Genomic DNA, 15,035 nt, shown 5'->3' with positions numbered 1-15,035 from the left:
TGAAACAATGGAGAACACATGGACTGGTTGTCCCTGCAACAGCGTTACGCTGTTCCCGCGGGTGCGTCCGCGCGGACGGCGCGGCTGCTGGCGCTCAAGCGTGTTCTGGACGGGACGCAGTATGATGCGCTGCCGCATCCGTTCTCGATGGAGAAGTCGGGGGCGGGGGAATATATCCCGCTGTCGAGCCGGCGTCCTTCGGTGCGGACAAATCTGTGCCGGACGGTGGTGGATGAGTCGGTTTCGCTGCTGTTCGGGGATACGCACTGGCCGGGTCTGGTGACGGATGATGCGCGGGTGACGGAAGCCTTGGGCACGTTCGCTTCGCAGACCAGGCTGGCGTCGCTGTTGATGGAAGCGGCGCGGCTGGGATCGGTGGGATCGGTTGCGATCCTGTTCGAGGTCTCGGCTGGAGTTCCGAAGCTGTCGGTTCTGGAGACGGCGTATCTGACGCCGTTCTGGGATGATGCGACGGGGGAACTGCTTCGGGTTGAAGAACGGTTTCTGGTCCGGGGGCGGGATCTGGCGGCGCAGGGTTATCCGATTGCGGATGAGCTTCTGGGCGCGCAGTTCTGGTGGCAGCGGGTCTGGACGCCTCTGGACTGTGCGGTTTCCGTACCCTGGCTTGTGGGGATGGATGGTGGGGTCCGGGATGAGAGCCGGTCTGTGCGGCATGGGCTGGGGTTTGTGCCGATCGTGTGGACGCGCAATCTGGGTGGGCCTTACGGGCGTGATCCGGAAGGTGAATGCACGTTCGAGCGGGCGATCGATACGGTCATCGAGGCGGATTATCTGCTGTCTCAGGCTGGGCGCGGGCTCAAATACGGGTCCGATCCGACGCTTGTGCTGAAGACGGGTGGGTTTTCCGATGGTGTGGCACATCAGGGCGGGGCGGCTTCGGCGTTGACGCTTCCGCCGGAAGGTGATGCCAAGCTTCTGGAAATCAACGGGAATGCGGCAGGGGCGGTGCTCGATCATTATCGGGAGCTGCGTCTGGTGGTGCTTGAGCAGTTGCATGGCAACCGGGCGCATGGCGACCGGGTTGGTGGTGCGCAGTCGGGCAAGGCCATGGAGATGATGTGCCAGCCGCTGATTTGGCTGGTGGATCGTCTGCGGCATTCCTATGGCGAGGGAGCACTGCTCTCGATTTACCGGATGGCGTGCCGGTTTTCCTGTGTTCTGGAAAACGGGCTGCGGATCGGGGGAAGGCTGGTCAAGGACCTGCCGTACTGCCGCATGAGCTTGCGGTGGCCGGCATGGTTTCCGTCTACCGATCCGGAGCTTCTGTCACTGACGCAGGGTCTGGTGACGGCGGTCTCCAATGGAATTCTGAGCCGCGAGACGGCGGTTCGGATGTTTGCGATGGCATCGGGAAATTCTGATCCGAATACGGAATGGAAAATGCTGGAGCAGTGGTGTGCTTCTGAACAAGCATGAGTGTTGACGGGGGAATGATGTCCGGAACTGATGACACCATTGAGGATGTGGAGGCTCTGCGTCGGGCGCTGAATGAAGCGCGGAGCGAAGTTGAGGCGGTTCGTCAGGAAATGACGGATGTTGTGACGCGGCAGGAGACGCTTCAGCGCAGTCATGAGGAAGCACTCGCCCGGATGCGGGAAGACAGTGACCGGGAAGTCATTGTGGCGGCGCTTCGAGCGGAGGCGATCCGCAATGGTGCGCATAATCCTGATGATGTCGTGCGGCTGATTGATCTGGAAAGGATCAATCGGGGTGAGGATGGTTCCGTGGTCGGTGTGGCCGAGGCTTTGCAGCAGGCCCGTCAGGAGCGGGCCTATCTGTTCGGCGAGGTGCTGCGACCCGGATATTCGAGCGGAACCACCGTCGGGCAGGCAGCGCCACGTCCGGGCGGGATCGAACCGTTCAATGCGCGCGCCGTCAGTGAGGCGGATTATGAAGCGCGCAAATGGCAGTTTCTGGCCCAGGGCTGAAGGCCCGGGACGATATTTGACCGGGTCTGATGGCAGGCCGGGTTCAGAAAACACATTTACGGAAAAAACACATGAGCATTGATAATTTTCCTGTTCAGCTTCAGGCCGCCATTCAGCAGGGTTTTCTGGCCCGTGAATTCGAGAATGGTCTGAAATCCCGACTGGGTTTCCGGCAGGTTGCCGATCGTGAAGTGTTCCCGAATGCCATCGGTGAGACGCTGACAAAAACCCGCAAGAGCCTCAAGGCTCCGGTGACGACGCCGCTGAACCCGACTGGTAATACGAATTTCGATAACGGTCTGAGCCCGTCCGGCTGGTCGGTCGAGCAGTACACGCTCTCCATCAACCAGTATGGCGATACGATCGACCTGAACATGGTCACGAGTGGCGTGGGAATTGCGTCGCAGTTCCTGGCCAATGCCAACACCAATGGTGTGCAGGCGATGCAGTCGCTGGATCGTCTGGCGCGCAATACGCTGTTTGGCGGTGCGCAGAATGGTGTGGGCGGTTACCTGGGTGGCAACACGCGTGTGACGGCGACGCTGGGGAGTGCTGGCGACACCATCGCGGTGGACGACATTCGTGGTTTCCAGTCCGTGATCGTGAATGGTCAGGTGACGCCGATCAGCGCGACCAATGGTATGACCGTGACGGTGGGCGGCGATGTTTATACCCTTGTCAGCGTGACGGCGGATGCGACGAATGTGTCCACAGCGCCGGGCGGTGTTTCGGGTCAGATGACGTTCTCCGCGTCCGTGTCGGTTGCGGATGGGACGGAAGGTCAGGCGGTTGTGGCGTCCACGGCGCCGCTGGTGATCCGTCCGAATGGTCGTCTGACAACGGCGGCACTGCAGACGGCAAGCTCGAGTGGTCTGGCGGATACGCTGGGCATTCAGCAGGTTCTGGCCGGTGTGGCGACGCTGCGGCGTAACAACGTGCCGATGATCAATGGTGCATATCACTGTTATCTGGATGATCTGCAGCTTCTCTCGCTGTTCCGCGATCCGGATTTCAAGCATCTGTACCGTGGTGCTTATGGTTCGGAAGAGTATCGTTCCGGTCAGGTGATCGAGCTTCTGGGTGTGCGGTTCATCCCGACGACGGAAGCGCCGCAGCAGGTGTCTCTGGGTTCCGGTTCCATTCATCGTGCGCTGCTGCTGGGGCAGGGGGCGCTGATTGAGGGTGACTGCGCGCCCACGGGTCATTCCGATATTCCGGATTCCGAGCGTGCGCTGATCGAGATGGTGGACAGCGTGGCGATGGTGACACGTGAGCCGCTGGATCGTCTGCGCCAGATCATTGCGCAGTCCTGGTACTGGATTGGCGGTTTTGCACTGCCGACCGACGTGACGGCGGATATGACGGTCATTCCGACGGCCACGAACAGCTATCTCAAGCGTGGTGTCGTGATCGAGAGCCTTGGCACGGATGCGCTTGGTCTGACGTTCTGAGGTTTTTCCGGCCCCTGTCTGTAAGGCAGGGGCCTCTCTTGCGGGGAGAATGACATGTCCGGAACGGTTGGTTTATCGACGGATATTCTCTCGGAAGGAGAGAAAATGGATATCCGTCGGTTCTGTGGTTATCCCGCGATCGGGTCACGGGAGGGTAATCAAGAATCCTGGCGTTTCTTTCAGGTGGAAGGGGCGCTGGAATGGCGGATGAATTGTTTGTCCGGGGCGGAGCTTCAGCAGATCCGGCTTTATCTGGCGCAGCTTTATCCGCTGGAAAACGCGATTACGGCGTCGTCGGACAATCTGGACACGGCGCGGGCGGCGGGCTGGTATCACAATGGTCGGGAAGTCCAGGACCGGGTGATGCTGTTTACGCTGTGGCGGAGGCGTCTGTGTGCGTTTCTGGGGGTGGCTGGCGGGCTGGAGTTGCAGGACGGCCGGGCGATCGTGGTTTGAGGAGGGCTGTGTGCAGCAGGCAATGATCGCGGCCAGGCTCTCCAGAGGGTATGCGAAGGCGGCGGCCGTTCTTGGCGCTTTGGGGGAACAGTATCGTCCTTCGGGCGGTCTGTCGCCGATGGAAACCCTTCATGCGCAGCCCATGCTGGCTTTTGACGTCGATGCAGGGTTTTCGTTTGCGCGGCCGATCGGGTGGGGGATTCCGACAGAATATGTCCTGACGGATCGGCGGGATGATACGCAGGTTGCCGATATTCTTGTAGCAAACGGGCGGACCTATTTTGTCGCGTCCGTGGAGCCTGTGCGACCGCCTTTATGTGTGGTGTGCAGCCGGACCGTGACGGTCAGCGGGGTTACGGGAACGGTGGAGACGCTGGTCTCGGACTGTCCGGCGGCCGTTATCATGCGGGCGAAAGGGGAGTCTTCGGGCAGTGGGATTCCGGGAGCAACGCGTCCGGGACAGTCCGTGATGTATCTTCCGCTTCTGCCTGGGGTGGTGCTGACGCCTTACATGACGGTCACGACCGATCTGGGCACGACTTATACGGTTAATGCGGTGGAAACTTCCGGCTTCGGGATCCGGTGTACCATGTCGCTTCAGCAGGTCTGAGGGAGGATAAGAATGACGGATGCCTCCAGGGTCGGGCTGGCGTTGGCCTATAACTGTGTGCAGATCCTTTATCCGCAGGGTCTGTCAGGATCTTCGGTGACGGGGCGGCAGGTGGTGCTGCGGCGGGGATGGCTGTTGCCGAGCGATCTTTTTGCGGCGCAGAACATCCGCAACAACATCGATTTCGTTACGGTCACCATGGCGCCCCGGAAAATGCCGGAATGGGCTGAACCTCTGGGACGGCCCTGGCGCGTGCAGCAGAAGGTTGAGCCTACGGTCGGGGTTGTCGTTGCGGATGGGGCGGTTGAAATCGTCTTTTCCGGGACATCCACGTCTGCGGGTGTGGTGGCGGTCTGGCTGGATGATATGCCGTGTGGGGGGGCTCCTTCTGCGGCTTATGCGGTGACGGCGCAGGATACGCCAGCGACGGTTGCGGCAGCTCTGGCGGCGGCGTTGACGGATGGTGTGGCGAGCGGGGCGACTGTCAGTGTGCCGGGGCGGGTTCTGAACGGTCATGCCGGTGGGTATGGGCAGTCCGTGCGGGTGACGCGGCGGCAGGCGCAGCTCTATCGGGTTTCGATCTGGACTGCGGATGCGACGGCGCGGGAGACACTGGCGTCCGTTCTGGATACGGCGCTGGCGGAGCAGAGCTGGATCAGCACTCTGGACGGGCGGGAGGCTCAGCTCCGGTTCCAGAGCGTGGAAGATGTCGACACGATGCAGAACGAAGCGTTGTATCGGCGGGATTATTTCTATGAGCTGGTTTTTGACACCCTTCAGGTGCAGTGGGCTTCCGAAATGTTGTGCGGCATCGGGAACCTCTCTGGAGATGACGGGGCAGCGATGTCTTTCGGGGAGTTGGCTCCCGGGGGAGCGAACCAGACGGTAACGGCGGCTCTGGACGCCATGCAGGCTGTGGTTGCGGCGCAGGCTGCCGCCACGGCCTATCCGGGGCTTGGAGTTGATCAGTTCGGGACAGTGGTCGCTGCTGCCTGACGCAGAAACTGAGTCAAAGCGCTGAAATTTCATCAGGAAAGCGGGTTGCTTCTGTGGGAGCGCCCGCTTTCTGCATTTTGGAGAGCGATCCGGGGATGTCTCTGGTCTATCAGGCGGGAACGCTGAATACCACGGCACTGACCGTGCCAAATCTTTATGTGCAGATCGCCCAGCCGCAGACGCTGGCCCTGGCGGGAGCATCGTCTTCGCAGCTGGGGATTGTGGGCACTGCCGGCTGGGGGCCGGTGGGGATGCCGCTGCCGATCGGAGGCATGAGCGACTATGTCGCGGCGTTCGGCGCCAAGCAGAACAAGACGACGGATGCGGGGCTGGCGGTCAATATCGCTGTGATGCAGGAAGCATCGTCTTTTGTTGTCGTTCGGGTGACGGACGGGACGGATGTGGCGGCATCCGGCACGCTGGATGGCGTGACGATCCAGGCTGTCCATACGGGTAGCGTGGGTAATGGCATCGTTGTCGCCGTGACGGCTACGGGTTCCGGATATGCGCTTGCGGTCACGCATGCGGATCTGGGGGCGGCGACCTATGCGGGGGCGGACTGGTCTGCCATTGCGGCGGCTGTGGCGCAGGATCTGAATGCGCTGGTGAAGGTCGTGCTTCCGGAGACGGTTCCGGCTGTGGCTGCAGCGAGTGTGACACTTGCAGGGGGCACGGATGGCGGTGTGCCGACGACGGCTCAGTTCATCGGGCAGGACAGCACGGTGCGGACCGGTATGTATGCGTTGCGCGGGCAGGGCTGTGCGGTGGCGCTGCTGCATGGTGTGACGGACAGCACGTCCTATACGGCTCAGGCGGCTTTCGGGACGTCCGAAGGGGTCTATATGATCGCTGTCGGGCCGGCTTCCGATACGGTGACGAATGCTATTTCGGTCAAGGCGGCGAGTGGGCTGGATGCGGCGTCGGTCAAGCTGATGTTCGGTGACTGGCTGTGGTGGAATGATGATACCAACGGCATGATGCTGGTCAGCCCACAGGCATTTGCAGGGGGCAGGCTGGCCGCTCTTTCGCCGGAGCAGTCCAGTCTGAACAAGGCTCTGTCGGGGATCGTGGGGAGCCAGAAGGCGGGTCTGACGGGCAGCAGTGCGACCTATTCCACGGCTGAACTGTCAGTGCTGTTTACGGCTGGGATTGATGTGATCTGCAATCCGGCGCCGGGTGGAACGTACTGGGCTGTACGCTGCGGGCATAATTCGTCCAGCAAAAGCACCATGAATGGTGACAATTATACGCGCCTGACGAACTATATTGCGTCTTCGCTTGCGGGTGGCATGGGCGCTTATGTCGGCGAGGTGATCAACGACACGCTGTTCAGCGATATCCGTTCGACGCTTCTGGGTTTTCTGTCGTCGCTGCTGTCGCAGGGGATTCTGGGCGTTCAGAATGGTGAACTGCCTTACAGCGTGGTCTGTGATTCGAGCAATAACCCGCAGTCCCGCACGGCGCTGGGCTATGTGCAGGCGGATGTTGCGGTCCGGTACCAGGGCATCAACGAGAAATTCATCGTCAATCTGCAGGGTGGTGCGTCTGTCACCGTGTCCTCTGCATCGGGGAGTGTCGGCTAAATGGCAAATCCATACAGCATTGGCCGGGATTGCCGGATTACCGTTCTGTGGAATGGGCAGCGCGTCGATCTGAGGGATGTCACGTCTTTCAGTGCGGCCCAGGAAACGCAGGCTCTGCGTGCCAACCCGCTGAACGGCGTGCCACTGGAATTCAATGTTCCGAATGGCTGGCGGGGAGCGTTCCAGATTGCCCGGGCCAATGCGGCGCTGGACAATCTAGTGGCGGCTGTCGAGGCCGCTTACTGGAATGCAGGGACGGTCGGAAGTGGGACGATCTATCAGTACGTGACCGAACCGGATGGGACGACCAGCACCTGGGAATTCAGCAATGTTTCCATGCAGCTGAAGAGTGATCCCTGGCAGGCGGACCACATGATCCATCAGACGGTTCAGTTCTTTGCTTCTACGAGGACGAAGATTTCGTGAGTGATTTTCCGCAGGAAGTTGTTCTGTCCGATAACCGGCGTCTGACGCTGCGCGAGATTGATCCGGCAGATATGCTGGATCTGATCGAGGCGGCTGGCAGTGCGATCAATGGCGCCTCGGCATCCGCATGGCTCGGTTATGCGGAGATGATCTGTTCGGTGACGGCCATTGATGGTGTGCCGGTTCAGATGCCGCAGACGAAGGATGAAATCCGCGAGCTGGCCCGTCGGGTCGGCAAGGCCGGAATTGCTGCGCTGACGCCGCTTTTCGAGCGTGATGCGGATGAGGATCTGCGGGACGTCGCAAAAAACTGAGCCGGCACTCCGGGTTCCAGGAGATGCTGTATCTGCTGGATCACGGGGTGCCGTGGGATGTTTTGCGAGGATGGTCGAGAGCGCGGCGTCTGGCCGCGTGTGTCATTACCGGAGAGCGGGAAGGGCACTGTTTTGACTGGGATATGATGGGTTATCGGGGAGAGATATGATGCGGGAGCACATCTGGCGGTCTCTTCTCTCGGTCAGGACGTGTTTTGCAGCTTCTTCCAGAGGGTTGGCATGGGCGCAGCGGTCGTTTCCGGTTGCGGCGGTGCCACGGTTGAAAAAACAGGCTGGGATCGTGCCGTCGCGCATCAGGGGGGCTCTGGTTTCCGGAAGGACGATGCGAGGTGGCGGCTTTCAAAGAAGAGAGGGCATCCAGGAGATTGCGCCTGTTCGTAAATGGGGTGGAGTACTTCATTCGGTGTTGTTTCCCGTTCGGGAAAAACAGCGGGCGGTGCGGATTCTGCGACCAGGTCTTCCTTTGAAGCCTTTTTCCGTTGTTGCAGAAAAAGCGGGAATACGTGCGGCTGTGCATGAGATGACTGCTTTTCCGAAACGGTGGGGGCGACTGGATGCAAAGTCGGGACGGACTGTGGTGGCGCGGAAACGGGCTGCTGCTGATGTTGAACGAGTGATGATATCCCCCGGTCGGGGGGAAATGATCGAGCGTGCATTGCCTGTCGGACGCATCAGGCATGGTGCGACAGGGGTGTCTCCTGTCGTTCGCCGGACAATACGGGCGGATGAAGGTTCGGCCTGTATTCCGCCAGTTCGGAAACAGACTGTTCACGCGCCATCATCTGAAGGAGCTGGACGGGGACATGACACGCTTCCAGCCTCTCCGGTGCTCCGGAATTATCACGACAGGAACACTGTGAGTGGTGATGCGGATCACGAGATGAGGCGTGATGATTTCTCGTTCGGCAATCGCAGGTCCCGTCTGGCGGCGCGACGTTCTGGCGGGGGCGTGGATGAAATCATGCAGCCTCAGTATCCAGGCCGAAGTATCGGATTTTTCTGACAGAGGAAGTGTTCCCCGATGGGTATTGGTCTTTCCGACATCGAAAATGCCATTGGTGCCGTAGGACGGCTGGGATCGTCATCTCCTGTCATACTGGGAAATCTGGTTCTGACGGGAATTGAAGTTCCCGATACGCTGCAGGTTGGCGGTCGGCAGATGCTGGTTGTGCATCGTCTTCCGGGGGGCGGGCGTGTTGTTGATGCGCTGGGCAACGATCCGGGGCGTCTGGAGCTGAAAGGGCGCTTTCTTGGTCCGGATGCGCAGATGCGGGCTCAGGCGGTTGAACGCATGCGGATGGCCGGGCAGCAGGTTGCTTTTTCGGCTGCGGGGCTTTCCGTCCAGGTCTGGATTGCCCAGTTTCATTACGTTTACCAGGCAAAAGGCGCTGTCTGTTCTTATACGCTGGTTCTTGAGCGACCACAGGAAACGACGGCTGTACAGGCTTCCGGTACCCTGTCCGGAGTGCTGGGAGACGATGTCGGGAGTGCTCTCGACAGTTTTTCCAGCGTGGTTTCGGATGTTTCCGAAGGTGTTTTTACGGCGGTGGGGCAGGTGTCTTCGGTTGTCGGGCAGGTCATGCCGCTGGCGACGTTTGTTGGTGCCGGGGGTTTTGCCTCGAAGGTGACGGATGCTCTGGGGACGGTCAACGGCGTGGCGCAGAGTGGTATGAATCTCGCTACGGTGCCTTCCGCGCTGACCTCTGTTGCCGGGGGGCTGGAAAATGCGGGAAGTGGGTTGCAGTCCATTCTGACCGGAGCCGGACAGAATGTTGAAGCCATTCAGCCGGTCAACAGTGTTTCATTGAACGCTTTGGGACAGAACGCGGCGCTTCTGAGCGCTGCGGCCGATGCGGGCAGTCTGGTGAATCGCTCTGCGGCGAATATTGCTGTGGCGCAGGGGCAATCGACGTCTTTGCCGTCCGTTTTCGCATGAGGACATGATGCAGGATATTATTGTCAGTGCTGCGGATATTTCGCTGTTTCATGTGGCCGCGCGTGAGCTTGGAAATGCTTCTCAATGGTGGAGGATTGCGCAGGTCAACGGGATGACGGATCCGGATCTGGGATGGATTTCCGAAACTGTCGTGCTCAAGGTGCCGGCAGTCGAGAGTGATCTGGTATCGGGTTTGCCTGACGGGGTGTTGGAATGAGCGTCAGAAACCTGGAAGTCCAGGTTCTTTTTGATGGGCAGGTTGATCCGGTTCTGGCGCTTCTGCAGTTCGAAATTGATGCGAACCGGTACGAAGCCTGTGATGTCGCATCGCTGCGTTTTGCCGTCAGGGATCAGGCGCAGCAGGCTTTGTGGTTTGAAACGGAGCACCCCGCCCGGAAATGGGTGATCCTCCAGATGCGGGATACGCAGAGCGTTTCGTCTTCGTGGACTACGCTGTTTGAGGGCCGGATCGACCATATTGAATATGCGGCCGAGCATGCCGTTCTGGAAATGGAATGCCGGGATGCGCTGGCGGCTCTGATGGATCTGCGGATTCAGGATGCGTGGCTCAACCATACCCAGCAGGAATTGCTGGGAATCATGGCGCAGGCCGCAGGCCTGAATGCGGCGATTGCGCTACCCTCTGATCAGGCTACGCTCATGGCGGGTCAGTTCTGGCAGATCGAGCATAAGCGCGGTGCTCTCATGGGGCAGCATCGTTTTCAGACGGCGGCGGATCTTGCATTCACGATTGCCCGCGACTCTTTTTGCGACCTTTACGCCAGTGGAACATCTCTTGTTTGCCAGCCACTGGGCTCATCTTCCGATACGGGTGTGCAGGTGACAGACATGCGGAACGCGGTTCTTGAAACCAGTATTGCGCGGGATCTGCAGCTTCTGTCGGGTGTGGTTGTGCACATGGCATCGTGGGATTCACGTCAGAGAAGTACGACGCAGATTTATTATGATGGCGTTTCATTCTCTCAGGACGCCCCGTCTGGAAATGCCAGTATCCATACCTTTCGTGTTCCCGGACGGCGGCTGGACGAGTTGCAAAGGCTGGCGCGTGGCAAGCATGCACGTATTGCGGCGCATGCGTTGTCTGTGCGGATCAGGATCCCGGGTGTGCCGGGTATTGCGCCAAGAAAATACATGACTGTCGTAACGGGAAATGGGGAAAAGACCCTGGGGATTGATCAGGTGATCTCCCGGTTTTCCGTGGAGCGGGGATTTGTGCAGCAGGTTGTTCTGAGGGACCGCGGAGGTGGGACATGAGTGATGCCCGTTTTGATGCCGCTGCCCTTCAGGGCAGGACGGCGCATACGATGTTTGGAATCGTCTCAGCCGTTGATCCTGTCAATCATGCCGTAAAGGTCCGGATCCAGCCTGAAAACGTGGAAACGGGCTGGATTCCAGATGCTGGCGGGGTGCATGCGGGAGATCTGCGGATTGCGTGTCCGTCTTCTCCAGGCACGCATGTTGTTCTTCAGCCTGTTGAGGGGGACGGAGAGCATCTTGTCGTGACGGGATGTGTGTTTGACACGGTGGTGATGGCGCCTGTGTCTCCTCTGACCGGAGCCGTTGCTCAGCCTGGTGAACTGCTTGTCAAAGGGGGGTGTGGTCGTCCGCCACTTTCCTCGTCAGGCGCTTCCGGGACGACGTCTTCGGGAGCGGGCTGGCTGCATGTCGGGTCTGCTGGTGTGGCGGTGGGTGCGGGAAATGCACGGATTGTTCTGAAGGATGGGGAAATCAGTTTTTCTGTTGGTGGGACAAGCATGACCCTGACATCCGCCGGGTTGACGGTTTCGGGGGGGGATGTGCGTACGGATCAGCATTCGCTGAATGAGCATGTCCATCTGCTGGGAAGTCAGAAGACGGAAGGACCGCTTGGATGATCGCTCTTTCACATGTTTTCGGGAACGATCTGGTTCTGAACTCCGGCACGCTTCAGACGGTCTCTGGCACGGAGCTGACGAGACAGAGTCTGTTGAGGCGTTTGCTGACTGTTCCCGGGGATTATATCTGGCAGCTGGATTACGGGGTGGGGCTGCCACTCATGGTCGGTCAGGTCATTGCACCGGAAGCGATGGAATCTGTCATCCGGGCGCAGGTTCAGGCAGATGCCGGGGTGGATTCATCGCAGGCCGTGACAGTGACTGTGACGGATGAGGGCGGCGGTGTCTGCAGATGCGACGTGTCCTATGTCGATGCAGCATCCGGTCAGCAGCAGAGCCTGTCTTTTTCCTACTGAAATGATGAGAGCGGCACAGTATTGAACCGCTCCAAGAGGATGCGATGTCTCTCTCCTTACGTTCCTTTTCCACGACTGTTTCGGCTGCAGTGACAACGGCGCAGGCCTCATGTTCCCAATTGCTGGACGTTTCCATCGGATCGCCTGTGAGGGCGCTTATGGAAGGTGTCGGCGGGGTGGGATTGTGGTTGCAGTATCTGGTATTGCAGTCGCTGTTGCGGACCCGTCTTGCGACGTCGACGGGGGCGGACTGTGACAGTTTCGTCAATGATTTTGGCATGACCCGTCTGCCGGGAACGCCGGCGACAGGGCTTGTGACGTTTACGTCCTTTATGGCCAGCGAGCAGTCGGCTGTTGTTCCGCCGGGAGTGATTGTGCGCACTGTGGGAGGAATATCCTTTGTCGTGACGCAGGATCAGTCCTTGCCGACATGGTCCGCGTCTGCTGGCGGATATGTTCGTGAGGCAGGTGCGACGACGCTGTCTGTGCCTGTTTCATGCCAGGTAGCGGGGGCGGTCGGAAATGTCTCGGTCGGTGCGATCTGCCTGATGGGCACGGCGGTCTCGGGGCTGGATACCGTGACGAATACGGCGCCTTTCCTGAATGGCTCCGACCAGGAGACGGATAGTCAGCTGAGGGCGCGTTTTCCGCTCTGGCTGGCGGCAAAGGCGTCTGCCAGTCGGGCCGCAGTGGGGAATGCCATTGCCAATGTCCAGACGGATCTGAGTTATTCGCTCCGGGATGGTCTTGATGCGGCAGGTGTTGCGCGGAGCGGATACTTTACGGCTGTGGTCAATGACGGAAGTGGGGTGCCTTCGGATCAGCTGTTGTCGAATGTCTATGAGGTCATTGATTCTGTTCGGGCCCTGGGGGTCGGTTTTGGGGTGCAGGCGCCCCAGGTTCTGACGGTGGATGTTTCCATGGATGTTGTGGTGCCCTCTTCCGTTTCGGTTCAGCAGGCGGCAAGCGCCATTCAGTCCGTCGTGTCGAAAGATATTGTCGCGATGACTGTGGGGGCCGGATATCCGTACAGCCGTCTTTCCTACCTGGCCTATGCGGGCGCGGGGATCTCTGTGACGTCGGTTCTGAATGTCCGTCTTAATGGAGGGCAGGCTGATATTCCTGCCAACGGCAATCAGGCGCTCGTGGTTGGAAGCATTCAGATCAATGTCACCCAGGGCTGAGGATCCGGAATCTGGATCCATCGGCAGGGATGAGGAATTTTCATGGCGGTATTTAATACATATCCGAAACTCGAATCCCTGACGGGAGAAGAGGTCCTTGTTCTGGCGGATGCCAGCGGAACACGGACAGTGACGGCGACTGTGGCGCAGGTAACTGAGGCTCCTGTCACCGTTTCGGCCAGTGGTCAGTTCTATGCCGACAAGGGTGCGCAGGTAAAACGTTTTGCGGACCGGCTTTTGGTGGGTGTTGCGGCGGAAAATCCCGCTCTGAGTGACCGGGCCAGTTCTTCGGAAAATGACTGGCTGTCGGAGACCATGGCGGCGACGTCCATTGGTCCCTGGGCCTTGCAGGATGCCCAGTGCGCGTCGGTTGCGCAGTTCGGCAACAGTGCGTTCGTCGCGGCGTCGCGGACGTCCGATGCGGTGAGCGGCTCGTCGGTTCTCGGGTTTCAGCCAAGCTCCATCGGGGTGGCGTCCTGGGGAATTTCGGATGACACATCCAATCCTACCACCACGACCGCCTACGCCTATTATGGTGAAGCGTGGCGGATGGCAGGGGTGGATTACCAGCCGACATTCGGGATGGAACTTGAGGCCGTCAATTTCGGTGGCCTTGCGGTGGGGCAATCCACCCCTTATGCGCCGAATGTTGGTGGTGGCGTGTATGGAATTCAGCTTGGCGCGGGTGGCGGGCAGACGTCGGGGACGTCTGATGCTGCGGCAGGAATAGTATTCGTTTCCAATCCGAACTCCTGGCAGACGGGTATCGTTTTTGGGGCCCAGTCCCTGACGGGAACGGATGGAAAGGATTCCGGATATGCATCGGCTGTTTCGCTGGCGCGGAATCATGCTGTCGAGTGGCATACGCCCGAGACCGTTTCCGGGGTGGCAGGTGCCAATGTGGGAGCATTTGTCCGTTCCACGGTGACGGAACGCACCAGCGGCACGCGGCAGGAATTTACCAATGACGGGATCCTGTTTGGCAATATCGAGGGGGAAACACTCTTCTCGATTGCCGGCATGGCCAGCCCGACCAATGCGCTTCAGGTTCAGGCGGGAGCCGGGACGCAGGCAGCGGGTCTGTATGTGCAGGAAGGGACGGGAGGCTCCGGAAATCTGGGACTTTTTCCCGCAAGCGGGGGAGAACTTCAGATCACGTCACCGGTCACTGGAGCCGGAGGTACGATGCCGACTGTAGCAGATGGCGGTTTTCTCCATATCAACGTCAATGGTACCGATTATCGTATTCCGCTGATGAGCCCCAGCCAGGCTGGGGGATGACCGGATGGGTATTCTTTATGACGAAGGCCGGGATATTCTCCGGGCATCGGATGGAAGCATCCTTTTCGATACGAGACCGGCTCCCGGTTCGATAGATGATTTCGCAGGCCGGCTCCGGCGGCTTTTGCCCAAGGGATGGTTTCCTTCAGAACCTCAGGGGCTGGATGAGGAGGCCGCACCAGTACTGGCGGCTCTTCTGCGCGGGTTTGGCACTGTCCTGGCTGGCATCTGGCAACTGATGCTGGAGTGTTCCCCCCAGATGCGTCTTGCGACGATGAGCGGCGCGTTTCTGGACATGGCTGCGGACGATTATTTCGGTGAAAGCAGTCTGGTCCGTCAGGCTTCCGAAACGGATGCCGTCTATCGCAAGCGCATCAGTGCTTCGCTGTTTGCCGAACGCAACACACGTCAGGCTGTGACGAATGCGATTGTTGCGGCGACCGGTGTGCAGCCGGTCATCATTGAAACCCTGAATGCTTCTGACTGCCATGCCCTTGGCTGCGCAACGTCGCCTGCCATGGGCGGGGGGTACGGTTATGGTGCAGCGGCCCTGCGTTACGGCAGCCTGCAGGGTTGA

Annotated in this window: 17 protein-coding genes; all 17 read left to right on the top strand. The window is 59.6% G+C overall.

All coding sequences use genetic code 11. The features are described from left to right. Positions 1-18: 18 nt before the first annotated feature. The 17 genes from GOX01_RS06825 to GOX01_RS06745 all read left to right on the top strand — a co-directional run bounded on the left by GOX01_RS06825 (position 19) and on the right by GOX01_RS06745 (position 15,035). Positions 19-1,437, top strand: a complete 1,419-nt coding sequence (locus GOX01_RS06825) for a phage portal protein (RefSeq protein WP_011252765.1) — start codon at positions 19-21, stop codon at positions 1,435-1,437. 14 nt (positions 1,438-1,451) lie between these two features. Then, on the top strand, positions 1,452-1,949 hold the full coding sequence (locus tag GOX01_RS06820; protein ID WP_228119251.1) for a phage scaffolding protein: 498 nt from the start codon (positions 1,452-1,454) through the stop codon (positions 1,947-1,949). Positions 1,950-2,020: 71 nt separating this feature from the next. Next, complete coding sequence (locus GOX01_RS06815; protein WP_062269714.1) at positions 2,021-3,400, top strand: hypothetical protein; 1,380 nt, start codon at positions 2,021-2,023, stop codon at positions 3,398-3,400. A 54-nt stretch (positions 3,401-3,454) separates the two neighbouring features. Further along, positions 3,455-3,856 (top strand): hypothetical protein, encoded by a 402-nt coding sequence (locus GOX01_RS06810; RefSeq protein ID WP_011252768.1) that lies wholly within the window; start codon positions 3,455-3,457, stop codon positions 3,854-3,856. 10 nt (positions 3,857-3,866) lie between these two features. Next, on the top strand, positions 3,867-4,466 hold the full coding sequence (locus GOX01_RS06805) for a hypothetical protein (protein ID WP_011252769.1): 600 nt from the start codon (positions 3,867-3,869) through the stop codon (positions 4,464-4,466). Positions 4,467-4,478: 12 nt separating this feature from the next. Beyond that, the gene (locus GOX01_RS06800; RefSeq protein WP_062269712.1) at positions 4,479-5,462 is read left to right on the top strand and encodes a hypothetical protein; all 984 of its coding nucleotides are present in this window, start codon (positions 4,479-4,481) and stop codon (positions 5,460-5,462) included. Positions 5,463-5,557: 95 nt separating this feature from the next. Continuing rightward, on the top strand, positions 5,558-7,045 hold the full coding sequence (locus tag GOX01_RS06795; protein WP_011252771.1) for a phage tail sheath protein: 1,488 nt from the start codon (positions 5,558-5,560) through the stop codon (positions 7,043-7,045). Next, complete coding sequence (locus GOX01_RS06790) at positions 7,046-7,471, top strand: hypothetical protein (protein ID WP_011252772.1); 426 nt, start codon at positions 7,046-7,048, stop codon at positions 7,469-7,471. Then, the gene (locus tag GOX01_RS06785) at positions 7,468-7,785 is read left to right on the top strand and encodes a hypothetical protein (protein ID WP_011252773.1); all 318 of its coding nucleotides are present in this window, start codon (positions 7,468-7,470) and stop codon (positions 7,783-7,785) included. Before GOX01_RS06790 ends, GOX01_RS06785 begins: the two co-directional genes overlap by 4 nt. Positions 7,786-8,827: 1,042 nt before the next feature. Beyond that, positions 8,828-9,742 (top strand): hypothetical protein, encoded by a 915-nt coding sequence (locus tag GOX01_RS06780; RefSeq protein WP_011252775.1) that lies wholly within the window; start codon positions 8,828-8,830, stop codon positions 9,740-9,742. A 4-nt stretch (positions 9,743-9,746) separates the two neighbouring features. After that, positions 9,747-9,959, top strand: coding sequence for a hypothetical protein (locus GOX01_RS06775; RefSeq protein ID WP_024717029.1), 213 nt, complete (start codon positions 9,747-9,749; stop codon positions 9,957-9,959). Next, the gene (locus GOX01_RS06770; protein WP_011252776.1) at positions 9,956-11,017 is read left to right on the top strand and encodes a hypothetical protein; all 1,062 of its coding nucleotides are present in this window, start codon (positions 9,956-9,958) and stop codon (positions 11,015-11,017) included. The genes GOX01_RS06775 and GOX01_RS06770 overlap by 4 nt, the downstream gene beginning before the upstream one ends. Further along, on the top strand, positions 11,014-11,637 hold the full coding sequence (locus GOX01_RS06765; RefSeq protein ID WP_011252777.1) for a baseplate assembly protein: 624 nt from the start codon (positions 11,014-11,016) through the stop codon (positions 11,635-11,637). The genes GOX01_RS06770 and GOX01_RS06765 overlap by 4 nt, the downstream gene beginning before the upstream one ends. Then, on the top strand, positions 11,634-11,993 hold the full coding sequence (locus GOX01_RS06760; protein ID WP_011252778.1) for a tail protein: 360 nt from the start codon (positions 11,634-11,636) through the stop codon (positions 11,991-11,993). Before GOX01_RS06765 ends, GOX01_RS06760 begins: the two co-directional genes overlap by 4 nt. 146 nt (positions 11,994-12,139) lie before the next feature. Continuing rightward, positions 12,140-13,177, top strand: a complete 1,038-nt coding sequence (locus tag GOX01_RS06755) for a baseplate J/gp47 family protein (RefSeq protein WP_231139136.1) — start codon at positions 12,140-12,142, stop codon at positions 13,175-13,177. 42 nt (positions 13,178-13,219) lie between these two features. Continuing rightward, positions 13,220-14,458, top strand: coding sequence for a hypothetical protein (locus GOX01_RS06750; protein ID WP_011252780.1), 1,239 nt, complete (start codon positions 13,220-13,222; stop codon positions 14,456-14,458). Between the two features lie 4 nt (positions 14,459-14,462). Then, positions 14,463-15,035 carry a hypothetical protein gene (locus GOX01_RS06745; protein WP_194253180.1) on the top strand — a complete coding sequence of 191 codons (573 nt, stop codon included), beginning with the start codon at positions 14,463-14,465 and terminating at the stop codon, positions 15,033-15,035.

This window comes from Gluconobacter oxydans, from assembly GCF_006539685.1.
Classification (GTDB): Bacteria; Pseudomonadota; Alphaproteobacteria; order Acetobacterales; family Acetobacteraceae; genus Gluconobacter; species Gluconobacter oxydans.
This window is presented reverse-complemented; position numbering and strand designations above follow the sequence as displayed.